Source organism: Bacteroides caecimuris (genome assembly GCF_001688725.2).
In the GTDB taxonomy this organism is placed as follows: domain Bacteria; phylum Bacteroidota; class Bacteroidia; order Bacteroidales; family Bacteroidaceae; genus Bacteroides; species Bacteroides caecimuris.
In genome coordinates this window covers 490,885-507,101 of the sequence record NZ_CP015401.2, presented here as the reverse complement: position 1 = coordinate 507,101, position 16,217 = coordinate 490,885, and the positions used below count along the sequence as shown (strand labels likewise).

Here is a 16,217-nt window from a genome sequence, read left to right as displayed (position 1 = left end):
AAAGAAAGTTATTTTTTCAACAAACGCAGCATTTCACGGGCTGCGTGACGGGGAGCACCGGCAGGTCCTAACCGTTCGGCTACATATTCATATCCCGAAAGCATTTCATTTCTATATGATTCATTTTCAATGATATTTTTCAATTCGTTCTGCATATTCTTCACGGTCATCGTATCCGCTACCAGTTCCTTTACCACTTCACGGTCGGCAATCAAATTAACCAATGAAATAAATTTCACTGTCAAGATATGACGCCGCAAAAAAGAAATCACTTTTCCGATCGGTGTGTGATAACAAACCACTTGAGGAACACGAAACAACGCCGTTTCAAGCGTAGCTGTACCCGAAGTAACTAAAGCTACATCTGCATGTTGCAACAGTCGATAAGTCTGATCGAAAATGATTTTCACTTTCGCTTCTCCTACATATTGTTTATAATACTCGGGAGCAATGGCAGGTGCCCCTGCCAAGACAAGCTGAAAATCAGGAAAAGCGGAAGCAGCCTTCAACATATCCGGCAAATTATCTTTGATTTCCTGTTTCCGGCTACCGGCAAGAAGAGCGATAATCGGCTTATCTTCCAATTGATTCTCTGCAATAAAGTACTCCTTATTTTTCGGATGAGCTGCCTGATAGGCCGCCACCTCATCCACGGTAGGGTTTCCTACATAGTGAATGGGGTATTGATGCTTTCCTTCAAAGAATTCCACTTCAAAAGGAAGGATGGAGAAAAGCTCAGCTACATCTCGTTTTATATTCTTGATGCGGTATTCTTTCCACGCCCATATCTTCGGAGAAATATAATAGTAAACCGGTATCTGTGTCTTTGCATGGACAAACTTGGCAATATCAAGATTGAACCCCGGATAATCTACCAGAATAACAACGTCCGGCTCCCAAGAAACAATGTCTTCTTTGCAACGCTTCATATTTGCAAAGATAGTGCGCAAATGGAGTAATACAGGGATAAAACCCATGTACGCCAACTCCTTATAATGCTTCACCATCGTTCCTCCGACAGCCGCCATCAAGTCACCTCCGAAAAAACGGAAATCAGCCTGCGGGTCTTCTGCCTTTAAGGCAGCCATCAGATGAGAAGCGTGCAAGTCACCGGAAGCTTCGCCGACAATCAGATAATACTTCATAGAATTGAAAATTGAAGATCGAGAATTGAAAGTTATGAGTTACAAAGGTACACGACTAACAGAGTGCCATGCTTTCCTTTTCAACTTTCAAATCTCAATTAATTAAACCATTTATTAAGTTCGTCCATAAAGTGATAAGCTGTCACGTCAACCGTAGTCGGGGTGATAGCAACATAGCCATTTGCCAAAGCCCAATGGTCGTTCTTCTCGTTTTCAGGTTCATGATCGGTAAATTCACCGGTCAGCCAGAAATAGTTAGGATCATTCAGGCGAGGGCAGGCAGCCCATTCATTCGTCCAACACCCTTTCGCCTGTTCACAGATTTTCACTCCTTTTATATCGGCTGTATCGGGGAAGTTAACATTCAGGCAAGTTAAAGGAGGAAGTCCTTTTTCTAAGATCATAGCAGCGATACTGCGGATATAAGGACCGGCAGCCTCAAAATCAGCATCGGGTGCATGATTGCACAAGGAGAAGCCAATAGAAGGAATTCCATTCAAACAGCCCTCAAACACCACTCCCATCGTACCGGAGTAATGCACGTTAGTGGCAGAGTTATCTCCATGATTGATACCACCGACTACCAGATCCGGAGTCCGGTCGAGCACTGTGTTTCGTGCCAATTTGATGCAATCGGTCGGTGTTCCCGAACATTTATAAACAGTCAAGCCTACTTCTTTCTTTACCAACTGGTAATGAACTGGCTGCGTCACCGTCAGCGCACACCCACTACCGGAACGCGGAGCATCAGGTGCCATCACTATAATCTCACCCAAAGGGCGAAGAAATTTCACTAGTTCATGAATACCTTTAGCCATCACGCCATCGTCATTCGAAACAAGTATCAACGGCTTCTCTTTTTCCATATATTCAATCCTTTCCTTTTTTATATTCGCACAAAAGTAACAAAAAGAAGCCGTATCGCCAAACACCTCTCCACATCAAATCGAAAAGTCTCTTTCACCCCACTCCTACCCGTTTACAAATCTTAATCTTCTGCAAGCGAGCAAAAAAAGAAATAAATATCCAATATAAATATGTATATTTGCAAGCTCATAAAGAAAAAGGCAGATGATGAACCTGTCGAAATTTTGTAACCGTTTCGTCCGACAGTTATTAACAAAACAGGCGACTTATCAACAGAAATTGCAAAGTTTCTCTTTTTTCGTAGGCGCTCTAAGGATTTATCACTTATTTCGCTGCCAATAAATTTAGAGAATATGGGAAAAATTATTGCTTTGGCCAATCAAAAAGGCGGTGTAGGAAAGACAACGACTACGATTAATCTCGCAGCTTCACTTGCTACACTAGAGAAGAAGGTACTCGTGATAGATGCCGACCCGCAAGCTAATGCCTCTTCCGGTCTGGGAGTAGACATCAAGCAGTCGGAATGCACTATCTATGAATGTATTATTGATAGAGCCAATGTACAGGACGCTATCCTTGACACGGAGATTGATTCTTTGAAAGTAATCTCTTCGCACATCAATCTTGTAGGAGCAGAGATTGAAATGCTGAACCTCCCAAACCGAGAAAAGATACTAAAAGAAGTACTCACGCCTTTGAAGAAAGAATATGACTATATCCTGATAGACTGTTCGCCTTCATTAGGACTGATCACGATTAATGCCCTGACGGCAGCCGACTCCGTGATTATCCCCGTTCAAGCTGAATATTTCGCTCTTGAAGGTATCAGCAAATTATTGAATACCATCAAAATCATCAAGTCGAAACTGAATCCGGCTTTAGAAATCGAAGGTTTCTTACTGACAATGTATGACTCTCGTCTGCGTCAGGCTAATCAGATTTACGACGAAGTGAAACGTCATTTCCAGGAACTGGTATTCAACACCGTTATTCAACGAAATGTGAAATTGAGCGAGGCTCCCAGCTACGGTGTCCCGACCATCCTTTACGATGCGGAATCTACCGGTGCCAAAAATCACCTGGCCCTTGCTAAAGAAATTATCAACCGAAATAAATAAAAGAAAGAAGAAGATATGGCAACACAAAAAAGAAATGCATTAGGACGTGGTCTCGACGCCTTGCTCTCAATGGATGATGTGAAAACCGAAGGGTCTTCTTCCATTAATGAAATAGAGCTGGCAAAGATTACTGTCAATCCCAACCAGCCCCGCCGTGAGTTTGACGAAACAGCATTACAGGAACTGGCTGATTCCATTGCGGAAATCGGTATCATCCAACCTATCACCTTACGCAAACTCTCGGACGATGAGTATCAGATCATCGCGGGAGAGCGTCGTTATCGTGCATCACAAAGAGCAGGATTGAAAACAATCCCTGCTTATATACGCACCGCCGACGACGAAAACATGATGGAAATGGCGCTGATTGAAAATATCCAGCGTGAAGACCTGAATGCCGTAGAAATCGCACTTGCCTACCAACATCTGCTCGATCAGTACGAACTGACACAGGAACGTCTTAGCGAACGTATCGGAAAGAAAAGAACGACGATTGCTAACTATCTGCGCTTGCTAAAATTGCCGGCTCCGATACAGATGGCCCTGCAAAACAAGCAGTTGGACATGGGACATGCCCGTGCACTGATTTCATTAGGTGACCCTAAACTACAAGTTAAAATATTCGAAGAAATACAAGAACACGGATATTCAGTCCGCAAAGTAGAAGAAATTGTTAAATCATTAAGTGAAGGAGAAGCTGTGAAAAGCGGCACACGGAAAATAACACCCAAACGTGGCAAACTTCCTGAAGAATTCAACTTATTGAAGCAACAACTCTCCGGTTTCTTCAACACCAAGGTACAACTCACCTGCTCTGAAAAGGGAAAAGGAAAGATCAGTATTCCTTTCGGTAACGAGGAGGAACTGGAACGTATCATGGAAATCTTCGATACGCTAAAGAAGTAAATGACAAGAAAAAGTAAGAAATATCAGTTACTAGTCAGCACCCTGCTTCTCTGTTTTTTACAAGTGGCAGGGATTGATGTGTATGCACAATCCACTGTTACTCCGGCACGGAAAGATACAACAATCATACAGCGTGAAGCGCCGAAAGCCCGTGCACGAAGACATCGTGAGCCAGCCGTACAAGACTCGGTGAAGAAAGATTCTATCCGGATCATACCATCCAAAGAGCTTCCGGCCATCGACAGTTTGTCAGCTGCTAAAATACAGATAGCAGACAGCTTGGATGCAGCCAACAAGAAAGAACTAAAAAAGATAGAGCAACCTGCCCCCATTGTTGTAAAAACCGACACTGTGCCACCACCTGCTCAAGATATTAACAAGAAAATATTTATCCCGAATCCGACCAAAGCAACGTGGCTTGCCGTCGTATTCCCCGGTGGAGGACAGATTTACAACCGTAAATACTGGAAATTACCTATTATATATGGAGGATTTGCAGGTTGTGCTTACGCCTTAAGTTGGAACGGCAAGATGTACAAAGACTATTCGCAAGCCTACCTGGACATTATGGACAGCAATCCGAATACGAAAAGTTACGAAGATTTGTTGCCCCCGAACTCCACTTATAATGAGGAGCAGCTTAAAAACACATTAAAACGAAGAAAAGATATGTTCCGCCGTTATCGGGACCTTAGTATATTTGCTTTTATCGGAGTTTATCTGATCTCTATCATCGACGCTTATGTAGATGCAGAGTTGTCTAACTTCGATATAACCCCCGACTTGAGTATGAAAGTAGAACCAGCTGTTATCGACAATAACAACCAGTTCCGCTCCAACAGTTTAAAAAATAAGTCGGTTGGTCTGCAATGCGTATTACGATTTTAAAAACACTATTTAGATTGATCTTATTATTGAAGCATGAAGAAATTAGTTAACTATCGTTCGATTATTTTTCTTTTACTAGTGGCAACGTCGCAGGTAAAAGCGCAAAGTGTAGATGTAGTGATTCGTGAAAATGGAACTGAACGCAAAGAAAGCATCGACCTGCCTAAAAGTATGACATATCCACTTGACAGTCTGTTGAACGACTGGAAAGCCAAAAATTATATTGACTTAGGTAAGGATTGCAGTACAGCTGAAATCAATCCTTTATTCAGCGACTCTGTCTATATCGACCGCTTGTCACGCATTCCGGCTATCATGGAAATGCCTTATAATGATATTATCCGCAAATTCATCGACATGTATGCAGGACGCTTGCGCAATCAGGTTTCTTTCATGTTAAGTGCCTGCAACTTCTATATGCCGATTTTTGAAGAAGCATTGGATGCATACGGGCTTCCACTGGAACTTAGATATCTCCCGATTATCGAATCTGCCCTGAACCCCTCTGCCGTGTCACGCGCAGGCGCTTCCGGTCTGTGGCAATTTATGATCAGTACAGGTAAGATCTATGGCTTGGAATCAAACAGCCTGGTGGATGAACGCCGCGACCCGATTAAAGCAACTTGGGCTGCCGCACGCTATCTCAAAGAAATGTATGACATTTATGGAGACTGGAATCTTGTGATTGCTGCTTATAACTGTGGCCCCGGCACTATCAACAAGGCAATCCGCCGTGCCAATGGCGAAACGGATTACTGGAAAATTTATAATTACCTGCCTAAAGAAACACGTGGTTACGTACCTGCCTTTATCGCCGCTAATTATGTGATGACTTACTATTGTGACCATAATATTTGTCCGATGGAAACAAATATCCCGGCAAGTACCGACACAGTACAAGTGAACAAGAATCTGCACTTCGAACAGATTGCTGATCTTTGCAACGTACCTTTGGATCAAATCAAGAGTTTGAATCCGCAATATAAGAAGCAAATGATTCCGGGTGACAGCAAGCCTTATACTTTAAGACTCCCCATCGATGCTATCAGTAACTTTATAGATAAGCAAGATACAATCTATGTACATCGCGCCGACGAATTGTTCCGCAACCGGAAAACCGTTGCAGTAAAGGAAATTACCCCCTCAACCCGTAAAACGACAGCAGCTGTTGCCGGTAAAGGCAAACCGACCTACTACACAATAAAAAGTGGAGACACTTTGTCAACCATCGCCGGAAAGTATGGCGTCACAGTTAAGGATATACAAAGGTGGAATGGAATGTCCAACACCAAAATTGCAGCAGGAAAACGATTGAAAATATACAAATAAACTGCTTCCTGCTTGCATCGTTCGGAAATTTGCTTATTTTTGCAGAACTAAGCAAGTGAAAGGATAACAATTATGGATAATCTGCCCCCAAAAGAAATAAGTGATGAAAAAATGATCAACCAGGCGTTCCACGAACTACTGAATGATTATCTCAACACTAAACATCGCAAAAAAGTTGAAATCATTACGAAAGCTTTCAACTTCGCCAATCAGGCGCATAAAGGTATCAAACGTCGTTCGGGCGAACCTTACATTATGCACCCGATTGCCGTTGCCAGTATTGTATGTAATGAGATCGGCCTGGGTTCAACTTCTATATGTGCGGCCTTGTTGCATGATGTAGTAGAAGACACTGATTACACAGTAGAAGACATTGAAAATATCTTTGGTCCAAAGATTGCCCAAATTGTAGACGGACTGACCAAAATATCTGGCGGAATTTTCGGTGACCGTGCTTCAGCACAAGCAGAGAACTTCAAGAAGTTGCTGCTCACCATGTCGAACGATATCCGGGTAATCCTTATCAAGATAGCCGACCGTTTGCACAACATGCGTACCCTCGGTTCCATGTTGCCCAACAAGCAATATAAGATTGCAGGCGAAACGCTTTACATCTATGCACCACTTGCTAACCGCCTGGGTCTCTACAAAATAAAAACAGAACTTGAGAATCTAAGTTTCAAATATGAACACCCCGAAGAATATGCAGAAATAGAAGAGAAGTTGAATGCCACAGCCGCCGAACGCGACAAAGTTTTCAACGACTTCACTGCTCCTATCCGTACACAGTTGGATAAGATGGGATTAAAATACCGGATACTTGCCCGCGTAAAATCAATCTATTCTATCTGGAACAAGATGCAGACCAAGCATGTTCCTTTTGAAGAAATATTTGATCTACTAGCTGTCCGTATCATCTTCGAGCCACATAACATAGAAGAAGAACTCAACGACTGTTTCGACATTTACGTTTCCATCTCCAAGATATACAAGCCTCATCCGGACCGTCTGCGCGACTGGGTGAGCCATCCTAAAGCAAATGGTTATCAGGCATTGCATGTCACCCTGATGGGTAATAACGGACAATGGATTGAAGTCCAGATTCGTAGCGAACGAATGAATGACGTTGCCGAACAAGGTTTCGCCGCTCACTGGAAATACAAAGAAGGAGGAGGCAGCGAAGATGAAGGAGAGTTGGAAAAATGGTTGAAAACCATTAAGGAAATATTGGATGATCCGCAACCGGATGCCATAGATTTTCTGGATACCATCAAACTCAATTTATTTGCTTCTGAAATATTTGTGTTCACCCCAAAAGGTGAGCTGAAGACTATGCCGCAGAATTCTACGGCTCTCGACTTCGCGTTTTCCCTGCATACGGATATCGGCAGCCATTGTATTGGTGCCAAAGTCAACCACAAATTAGTTCCATTAAGCCATAAATTGCAAAGTGGTGACCAGGTTGAAATCCTGACCTCAAAATCACAACGCGTACAACCGCAATGGGAAGTTTTTGCAACCACTGCGCGTGCCCGTGCCAAGATAGCATCCATCCTCCGCAAAGAGCGTAAAGCAAACCAAAAGATAGGCGAAGAAATCCTTAACGAGTTTTTGAAAAAAGAGGAAATCCGCCCTGAAGAAGCTGTTATTGAGAAGCTGCGCAAACTGCATAATGCCAAGAATGAAGAAGAACTGCTGGCTGCCATTGGCAGTAAAGCAATCGTCTTGGGAGAAGCGGATAAGAATGAACTGAAAGAAAAGCAAACCAGTAACTGGAAGAAATATCTGACTTTCTCTTTCGGCAACAGTAAAGAGAAGCAAGAAGAAAAGCCGCAAGAAAAAGAAAAAATCAATCCGAAGCAAGTGCTCAAGCTGACGGAAGAAAGCTTGCAGAAAAAATATATCATGGCGGAATGTTGCCATCCTATTCCCGGTGATGACGTATTGGGATATATGGATGAAAACGACCGGATCATTATCCACAAACGTCAATGCCCTGTTGCTGCCAAACTTAAGAGCAGTTATGGCAACCGTATATTAGCGACAGAATGGGATACGCACAAAGAACTATCTTTCCTGGTATATATATATATAAAAGGTATAGACAGCATGGGACTTTTGAATGAAGTCACTCAAGTCATCTCCAGACAGCTCAATGTAAATATCCGTAAGCTGACCATCGAAACGGTGGATGGTATCTTTGAGGGAAAAATTCAGTTATGGGTACATGATGTAGATGATGTGAAAACCATCTGTAACAATCTGAAGAAAATACAGAATATCAAACAGGTGAGCCGCGTAGAAGAATAATGTTGATCAACACATTCGTTATCGATCAACGTTATTCTACTCCCGTCCATCCAATTCGCGTTTAATAGCCAAAAGCTCTTCTTTTATCGTTTTCAGCTTATTTACAATCTCGTAATTACGAACCGTAGCTTCTTTATTATCCTTCAAACGTTGCCGGGCACCGGGAAGTGTCATACCTTTTTCTTTTACCAAATGATAGATAAGACCGATCGTTTCTACGTCTTCTTTGCGATACTGACGTATTCCTCTTCCCGCTGTCTTAGGAGAAATTTGCGGAAATTCCTTTTCCCAAAAACGGAGCAATGACGGATTGACTCCGAACATGTCTGCAACCTCTCCTATCGAATAATATAATTTCAATTCTTTGTCGGTATTAAGCATAACACTCCTACTCCTGTTTTAAGATTTTAATCAAACACTTTACCATGATTGGCTGCCAACTGAATCATCCTCTCATAATCTTCGGCACTCAAATCCATGAAATAATAATTGACCGGATTCACTACTTTCCCTTTCACGTACACTTCATAATGCAAATGCGGACCGGTACTTTTTCCTGTACTACCCACTTTTCCGATAATCTCACCACGTACCACTTTCTTTCCAACTTTCGTATTAAATCCCTGCAAGTGAGCATACCGAGTGAGATACCCGAAACCATGATCTATTTCGATGGTATTACCGTATCCGGTTTCCCATCCCACTTTTACCACTGTTCCGTTGCCGGTAGCATATACATCCGTTCCCGAATGAGCAGAGAAATCCATGCCTGCATGAAACTTTGTCGTACCATAAATAGGGTCGATACGTGTACCATAACCGGATGCTGTCTGACGAAGATCTTTATTCGAAATAGGCTGTATGGCCGGAATACATTTCAGCATTTCATCGTGGTTCTTACACATATCAATCACATCATCGAAAGATTTCGACTGGATATAAAGCCTTTTGGAAAGCACATCCAACTTTTGAGTCGTATTCACCACCAACTTGGCATTCGCCAAATCCATCAGTTCTTCGTAACGGTTCGTCCCGCCATAACCTGCCTGACGAATAGCCGGAGAAACAGGATCTGCCTGTAAAATCACCCGATACAGATTATCATCACGTTGCTGAATATCCTGAAGCACCCCCATAGCGTCGTCCAAACGCCGGGAAAGCACATTGTACTGTGCCAAAAGACGGCTGTTTTCAATTCTTAATTCCTTCTCTGACGGAGAACCAAAAATCAAAAGCAATACAATAAAGCAACCTGCTCCCAACCCCATTCCATAGAAAAGCCGACGCAGGATACTAAGCGCACGCTGCCGTACGGTAGGGTAAATTCGATCATAAGTCTGGGTCTGTGGATTATAGATATAGTATACTTTGCGCATCTTTTTGGAAATATTTCGCTTGTTAATACGGCTAAAGCAATAAAAGCAATTCACTTTTCACTGACTATCAAACAATTATACAATCAATTATTAAATTTTGTGACCAACATCTCATTTCAACCACTACAAAAATACATCTTCTAGCCATAACAACCAATTATTTAAGAAAAGAAAGCAACTAAAATAAAACATTTATCCTATCTACACATTCCATTGCGACATTCTTTCCAGACTAAGTTACTATAATTTTCTGACATGGCAAAGTTGGGATTTGTGAAAGCCGGAGCTTTTTTTATGCTGCAAAGCATTTTATGAATCGGGAGAGAGCAACCTCTCTAAAAGAGAAGAACCGTAACAGCATAGATGTATATCAAACTGACGTTACTTTTATAGAGTATATACGAATAATATTAAATGCAAAACTGTTTTTCTTTGTTCTTTCATTTTTTTTATATACATTTATACCGAGATCTTAACGCAGGTTGCACAACCGTTTATAATCAACAAAAAATTAAAAGCTATGAAAGCAATGAAGTATTTGTTATTTGAGCTACCATTATTTTTTTTATATGAAATGAGCAGTCTACAAAGAATGAAATTATTGGCAATCATACCAAGACTACAAAATTGTACAACTGTCCAGCAATTGAATGATTTGATGAGACAGGTGGCTCTTACTTGTAGGACCGAATTTCAATTTGTAGAAACATACATAGACAGATTGGATTGGATTGAAATTAATTAATCAAAAACTACAATGAAACAACTTTCCGCTTCCGCGCAGGGCGGGCGGAAGCGGAAAAATTTTCCAAACAAATATAGACTATTATGAAATTCAGTAGAAATTTGATATTACTATTGGGCTGCCTGCTGACAACCGCTACGCTGTCAGCACAAACCATAGACTCGGAAAGCAACGTCCCATCATACAAGCGTGTATATGTATTCAATGCAGGAATAGGATTCGGGATGCCGGATATGTGTGGAGGCGGTATCAGCTCGTGGGATGTACCCAAAGATGAAGACAGAGCCGGATTTACCTCTTCCCTGCAACTGATGACCTTCTCTCCCCGCAGCGCCTTCGGATACGGAGCATACTACTATCATTATCGGGGTAAGAAGCAAAAGTATGAAAATATGGACGAAGCATCATCCTTCCATTACGTAGCACCCCAAGTCTCCTTCCTCAAACGGCAGACGGCCTTCGAAAGAGGAGTGGGCTACATTAATGCCGGAGTGGGCTACGTCCGTCACCAGGCCAAAGGAACCCTGATGCCACAAGCAGAGCCGTCACAAACGGACTATCGGACGAGAGTTTCCGGCATCGGTTGCAACATCGGTCTGGCTTACGAATACATCTTCGACTCGAACATAGCCCTCAGACTCTCCGTAGATGGCATATACGCCCGGTTGAAAGGACTCCATCAAGGAAACAGCTATGTCGACCGGTCGCCCGTACGTCCGAAAGAAAACATACACCTGTTTGTTCCGTCCTTGGAGCTGGGATTGTCCTATTATCTCTTCCATCGGTGAGTATTAAATGAGTATTAAACTGATTAGGAAACCCAGGGCAGACGCATTATATTTTGTCTATCAATTAGTCAACTATTATCTATATTTCATTTTTATTATTTGTCTTATTATTAATCTATTAATATTTTGTATATTAATTATTTATTTGTATTTTTGTTGTATTGAATTTAAACAAAAATAAACCCTAAAATGAGCTTAATTAGTCTTTGTAAACAACTTGAAGATCCTCGTATTGACCGAAAAAAAGAACACTCTTTGGAAGTCATCGTTTATATAGCCTTGTGTGCTGTAATCTGTGGAAGTGAAAGCTGGAATGAAATAGAACGGTTCGGTATTTGTAAGTTTGACTTCTTTAAACGTCGTTTTCCTGATTTAGTAAAGATCCCAAGTCATGACACTTTCAATCGTTTTTTCAGTTTACTCAAACCCGGTTATTTTGAATTGGTCTTTCGTGATTGGGTATCTGAGCTTTGTGGTAAGTATGAAGGGGTTGTTGCTATAGACGGTAAAATGCTTCGTGGAGCAAGTAAGTGCAGCAAAGACAATCCCTTTGGCAAAAAAGGATTCAAGCTTCATATGGTTAGTGCCTGGGCTGTTTCCAATGGAATCAGTATGGGTCAGGTAAAAGTAGATGATAAAAGCAATGAAATCACCGCTATTCCTTCTCTTATAAAATCTCTGGATTTGCAGGATTGCATAGTGACAATTGATGCTATTGCATGCCAAACAGATATTGCCGAAGTAATAATAGAAAATAATGCAGACTATATTCTGGCATTAAAGGCCAATCAAAAAAACAGGTTAATGGATGTGGAACGATGGCTAGACGAGATGGATGGTGTTGATATTGATCGGCCGGTATACCGTTCACACTATGGAAAATATGTCACAGAGGAGGTTTCTCATGGGAGAATTGAGACTCGTGAATGTCTGGTTTATAGCCCGGGAAAGATTATGGAATCAATGCTGAAAGATAAATTTGAGGGGGTCAAGTCCATCGTAAGAATTAGTACCGAAAGACTGGAGGTAGCCACTAAAAAACTTTCCGTAGAAAAAAGATATTACATTACTTCACTAGGGCTAAAACCGAAAGAAATTTCAGAGGCTATAAGATCGCATTGGGATATAGAAAACAGGCTACATTGGCAGTTAGACGTATCGTTTAGAGAAGACGCAGGAAGGAAAGTAGGTAATGCTGCGCAAAATTTTTCTTTAATTAATAAGATAGCCCTTTATATCATCAAACAAGATGAAACAAAGGGCAGTGTAGCAGCCAAAAGAAAAAACGCAGGATGGAATGATGAATATTTGTTCAAACTATTAAATAAGATAAAAATATAATGCGTTTGCCCTGTTAGGAAACCGAGTGCCAACATCAGATATCGCCTCTCGGTTTCCGTCCCATCTGCCTGACACATTTTTTTTAATTATAAGTTTGGTCACTTCAAATAGAGCATTTGTAGAGACGGTTACTTCCTTAAGTTTTTATTTCAATCCTTTTTAAACAAGCTCTTCTCATCGCGTCCATCTGTAGCTGTCAGAAGAAGTATTAACAGTTGCGTTCCTGGCTATTAATGAAAAACTTACTGCCCATTAAGTGTAAACTTCCTTCCGATAGGGAGGAAACTTTCTTTTCACTCGATGCAAACTATAAACGAAAGCTTTGATTGTATAATTGCAAGTTGCGTTTATAGAATCAAAGCCTTTGTTTTTATAATCAAAGCTTGCAATTATAGATTACAATTAATAAAAAACAAGTTTACATACTGATAATAAGAAGTTTACTATTAATGGAAAAGAAGTTTTCTATTAATGAACCAGAAGTGGATTATTAACGAATGAGAAGTAAAAATAGCCATTCGCTCCTCTTTGTTATCGGTAAGTATCATTAAAACCGGTTATTACATTTGGTTATTAATGAGATACTTTAGAAGACACATCCGTATTGCCCCCTCGCACAATATATTGAAACAAACTTTTGCCATATCGCAAAAACAAGCTATCTTTGCACAGTTTTTTTGAGAATATTAACCTCAACGATAGATATATAGAAGATATGTTGACTGCAAAAGAGATCAGAAATTCATTCAAGAATTTCTTTGAGTCGAAAGGACACCACATCGTTCCGTCGGCTCCCATGGTGATAAAAGACGACCCTACCCTGATGTTTACCAACGCGGGTATGAACCAGTTTAAAGATATTATTTTGGGCAACCATCCGGCGAAATACCAAAGAGTCGCCGACTCTCAGAAATGTTTGCGCGTAAGCGGAAAGCATAATGACCTGGAAGAAGTAGGACACGATACGTACCACCACACCATGTTCGAAATGCTTGGTAACTGGTCGTTCGGCGATTACTTCAAGAAAGAAGCCATCAGCTGGGCGTGGGAATATCTGGTAGAAGTCTTGAAACTGAATCCGGAACATCTCTATGCAACCGTATTTGAAGGAAGTCCTGAAGAAGGATTGGGCCGTGACGACGAAGCTGCTTCTTATTGGGAACAGTTCCTGCCGAAAGATCACATCATCAACGGCAACAAACACGACAACTTCTGGGAAATGGGTGATACAGGACCTTGCGGACCTTGTTCCGAAATCCATATCGACCTCCGTCCTGCTGAAGAACGTGCCAAAATCTCCGGCCGCGACCTCGTCAACCACGATCACCCGCAGGTAATTGAAATCTGGAACCTCGTGTTCATGCAATACAACCGCAAAGCAGACGGCAGTCTTGAGCCGCTTCCTGCCAAGGTTATTGATACCGGTATGGGATTCGAGCGCTTGTGCATGGCATTGCAAGGCAAAACATCCAACTACGACACAGACGTATTCCAGCCAATGCTGAAAGCTATTGCAGCGATGTCGGGTACAGAATACGGAAAAGACAAGCAGCAAGATATCGCTATGCGTGTGATTGCCGACCATATCCGTACCATTGCATTCTCAATCACAGATGGCCAGTTGCCTTCCAACGCCAAAGCAGGTTACGTAATCCGCCGTATCCTTCGCCGTGCCGTTCGCTACGGATATACTTTCCTCGGACAGAAACAGGCATTTATGTACAAGCTGCTGCCCGTGCTTATCGACAACATGGGAGAAGCTTATCCCGAACTGATTGCACAAAAGGCACTGATTGAAAAAGTAATCAAGGAAGAAGAAGAATCATTCCTCCGCACTTTGGAAACTGGTATCCGTCTATTGGACAAGACAATGGAAGATACCAAAGCCAATAGAAAAACTGAAATCAGCGGTAAAGATGCCTTTACCTTATATGATACATTCGGCTTCCCGCTTGACCTGACCGAACTGATTCTCCGTGAAAACGGAATGACCGTCAACATCGAAGAGTTCGACGGAGAAATGCAGCAGCAGAAACAGCGTGCCCGCAACGCCGCCGCCATCGAAACAGGTGACTGGATTGTACTGAAAGAAGGGACTACTGAATTTGTTGGTTACGATTACACTGAATACGAGGCTTCTATCCTTCGTTACCGTCAGATCAGACAAAAGAACCAGACATTGTATCAGATTGTACTCGACTATACTCCGTTCTATGCAGAAAGTGGTGGTCAGGTAGGTGATACAGGTGTATTGGTGAGCGAGTTCGAGACGATTGAAGTGGTCGATACAAAGAAAGAGAATAATCTTCCGATACATATTACCAAAAAGCTGCCCGAACATCCGGAAGCTCCGATGATGGCATGTGTGGATACCGACAAACGTGCCGCCTGCGCAGCTAATCACTCAGCGACCCACTTGCTGGATGCTGCTTTGCGTGAAGTGTTGGGAGAACATATCGAACAGAAAGGTTCATTGGTTACACCGGATTCATTGCGTTTCGACTTCTCTCACTTCCAGAAAGTGACCGATGAAGAAATCCGTAAAGTAGAACATATCGTCAATGCAAGAATCCGCGCTAATATCCCATTGAAAGAATATCGCAATATTCCTATCGAGGAAGCTAAGGAATTGGGAGCTATCGCCCTCTTTGGTGAAAAGTATGGCGACAGAGTTCGTGTGATCCAGTTCGGTACTTCTATCGAGTTCTGCGGTGGTACACACGTAGCTGCAACCGGAAATATCGGTATGGTGAAAATCATCTCCGAAAGTTCTGTTGCTGCCGGCGTTCGCCGTATTGAAGCTTATACCGGAGCACGCGTGGAAGAAATGCTGGATACGATACAAGATACACTTAGCGACTTGAAGGCTCTCTTCAATAATGCACCTGACTTAAGAATTGCCATCCATAAATATCTGGATGAAAATGCCGGGTTGAAAAAGCAGGTAGAAGACTTCATGAAAGAGAAAGAAGCAGCTTTGAAGGAAAGACTACTGAAAAATGTACAAGAGATCCGCGGTATCAAAGTAATCAAATTCTGTGCTCCGCTACCGGCAGAAGTAGTGAAGAATATCGCTTTCCAACTTCGGGGGGAAATCACAGAAAACTTATTCTTCGTAGCCGGAAGTACAGACAACGGCAAACCGATGCTGACAGTTATGCTTAGCGATAATTTGGTTGCAGGTGGCCTGAAAGCTGGTAACTTGGTGAAAGAGGCTGCCAAGCTGATTCAAGGTGGCGGCGGTGGACAACCTCACTTCGCTACTGCAGGAGGTAAAAATACTGACGGACTATCGGCGGCAGTTGAAAAAGTACTGGAACTGGCAGGTATCTAAGAAAGCAGTAACATACATCCCATACAAGAACCGTGCCTTAAAGTCATCCGCACTTTAAGGCACGTTTTTT

12 protein-coding genes are annotated in these 16,217 nt (G+C 42.1%); 8 read left to right on the top strand and 4 right to left on the bottom strand.

The annotated features are described in order from the left end of the window. Positions 1-8 precede the first annotated feature (8 nt). Positions 9-1,145: a lipid-A-disaccharide synthase gene (gene lpxB, locus A4V03_RS01930; protein WP_065537744.1), complete on the bottom strand. Its 1,137-nt coding sequence runs from the start codon at positions 1,143-1,145 to the stop codon at positions 9-11. A gap of 98 nt (positions 1,146-1,243) precedes the next feature. After that, positions 1,244-2,011, bottom strand: coding sequence for a 5'/3'-nucleotidase SurE (gene surE, locus A4V03_RS01925; protein ID WP_065537743.1), 768 nt, complete (start codon positions 2,009-2,011; stop codon positions 1,244-1,246). A 354-nt stretch (positions 2,012-2,365) separates the two neighbouring features. On the opposite strand from surE, the gene A4V03_RS01920 reads away from it, so the two are divergent. From A4V03_RS01920 to A4V03_RS01900, 5 genes are all read left to right on the top strand, one after another. Next, a complete protein-coding gene (locus A4V03_RS01920; RefSeq protein WP_004310990.1) occupies positions 2,366-3,130 on the top strand; it encodes a ParA family protein in 765 nt (254 codons plus the stop codon). Positions 3,131-3,145: 15 nt separating this feature from the next. Continuing rightward, positions 3,146-4,036 carry a ParB/RepB/Spo0J family partition protein gene (locus A4V03_RS01915; protein ID WP_004301392.1) on the top strand — a complete coding sequence of 297 codons (891 nt, stop codon included), beginning with the start codon at positions 3,146-3,148 and terminating at the stop codon, positions 4,034-4,036. Continuing rightward, positions 4,037-4,924, top strand: coding sequence for a DUF5683 domain-containing protein (locus tag A4V03_RS01910; RefSeq protein ID WP_065537742.1), 888 nt, complete (start codon positions 4,037-4,039; stop codon positions 4,922-4,924). 33 nt (positions 4,925-4,957) lie between these two features. Next, entirely contained in the window at positions 4,958-6,253 is a 1,296-nt protein-coding gene (locus A4V03_RS01905; protein ID WP_065537741.1) for a lytic transglycosylase domain-containing protein, read from the top strand. A gap of 72 nt (positions 6,254-6,325) precedes the next feature. Continuing rightward, the gene (locus tag A4V03_RS01900) at positions 6,326-8,563 is read left to right on the top strand and encodes a RelA/SpoT family protein (protein WP_065537740.1); all 2,238 of its coding nucleotides are present in this window, start codon (positions 6,326-6,328) and stop codon (positions 8,561-8,563) included. Positions 8,564-8,599: 36 nt separating this feature from the next. Here A4V03_RS01900 and A4V03_RS01895 read toward each other — a convergent pair whose 3' ends face one another. Beyond that, the gene (locus A4V03_RS01895) at positions 8,600-8,944 is read right to left on the bottom strand and encodes a MerR family transcriptional regulator (RefSeq protein ID WP_065537739.1); all 345 of its coding nucleotides are present in this window, start codon (positions 8,942-8,944) and stop codon (positions 8,600-8,602) included. A gap of 26 nt (positions 8,945-8,970) precedes the next feature. Then, positions 8,971-9,939, bottom strand: coding sequence for a M23 family metallopeptidase (locus A4V03_RS01890; protein WP_065537738.1), 969 nt, complete (start codon positions 9,937-9,939; stop codon positions 8,971-8,973). Positions 9,940-10,767: 828 nt separating this feature from the next. Between A4V03_RS01890 and A4V03_RS01880 the strand changes: the two genes are divergently transcribed. The 3 genes from A4V03_RS01880 to alaS all read left to right on the top strand — a co-directional run bounded on the left by A4V03_RS01880 (position 10,768) and on the right by alaS (position 16,147). Continuing rightward, complete coding sequence (locus A4V03_RS01880; protein WP_065537736.1) at positions 10,768-11,472, top strand: hypothetical protein; 705 nt, start codon at positions 10,768-10,770, stop codon at positions 11,470-11,472. Between the two features lie 189 nt (positions 11,473-11,661). Next, the gene (locus A4V03_RS01875) at positions 11,662-12,813 is read left to right on the top strand and encodes an ISAs1 family transposase (RefSeq protein ID WP_024988584.1); all 1,152 of its coding nucleotides are present in this window, start codon (positions 11,662-11,664) and stop codon (positions 12,811-12,813) included. A 715-nt stretch (positions 12,814-13,528) separates the two neighbouring features. After that, complete coding sequence (alaS, locus tag A4V03_RS01870) at positions 13,529-16,147, top strand: alanine--tRNA ligase (protein WP_065540236.1); 2,619 nt, start codon at positions 13,529-13,531, stop codon at positions 16,145-16,147. Positions 16,148-16,217: the final 70 nt, after the last annotated feature.

Bases quoted from the DNA above. Each gene is read 5' to 3' on its own strand.
- A4V03_RS01920 (WP_004310990.1), top strand. From the start codon at position 2,366: ATGGGAAAAATTATTGCTTTGGCCAATCAAAAAGGCGGTGTAGGAAAG.
- A4V03_RS01900 (WP_065537740.1), top strand. From the start codon at position 6,326: ATGGATAATCTGCCCCCAAAAGAAATAAGTGATGAAAAAATGATCAAC.
- A4V03_RS01915 (WP_004301392.1), top strand. From the start codon at position 3,146: ATGGCAACACAAAAAAGAAATGCATTAGGACGTGGTCTCGACGCCTTG.
- surE (WP_065537743.1), bottom strand. From the start codon at position 2,011: ATGGAAAAAGAGAAGCCGTTGATACTTGTTTCGAATGACGATGGCGTG.
- A4V03_RS01910 (WP_065537742.1), top strand. From the start codon at position 4,037: ATGACAAGAAAAAGTAAGAAATATCAGTTACTAGTCAGCACCCTGCTT.
- A4V03_RS01895 (WP_065537739.1), bottom strand. From the start codon at position 8,944: ATGCTTAATACCGACAAAGAATTGAAATTATATTATTCGATAGGAGAG.
- A4V03_RS01905 (WP_065537741.1), top strand. From the start codon at position 4,958: ATGAAGAAATTAGTTAACTATCGTTCGATTATTTTTCTTTTACTAGTG.
- A4V03_RS01890 (WP_065537738.1), bottom strand. From the start codon at position 9,939: ATGCGCAAAGTATACTATATCTATAATCCACAGACCCAGACTTATGAT.
- A4V03_RS01875 (WP_024988584.1), top strand. From the start codon at position 11,662: ATGAGCTTAATTAGTCTTTGTAAACAACTTGAAGATCCTCGTATTGAC.
- alaS (WP_065540236.1), top strand. From the start codon at position 13,529: ATGTTGACTGCAAAAGAGATCAGAAATTCATTCAAGAATTTCTTTGAG.
- lpxB (WP_065537744.1), bottom strand. From the start codon at position 1,145: ATGAAGTATTATCTGATTGTCGGCGAAGCTTCCGGTGACTTGCACGCT.
- A4V03_RS01880 (WP_065537736.1), top strand. From the start codon at position 10,768: ATGAAATTCAGTAGAAATTTGATATTACTATTGGGCTGCCTGCTGACA.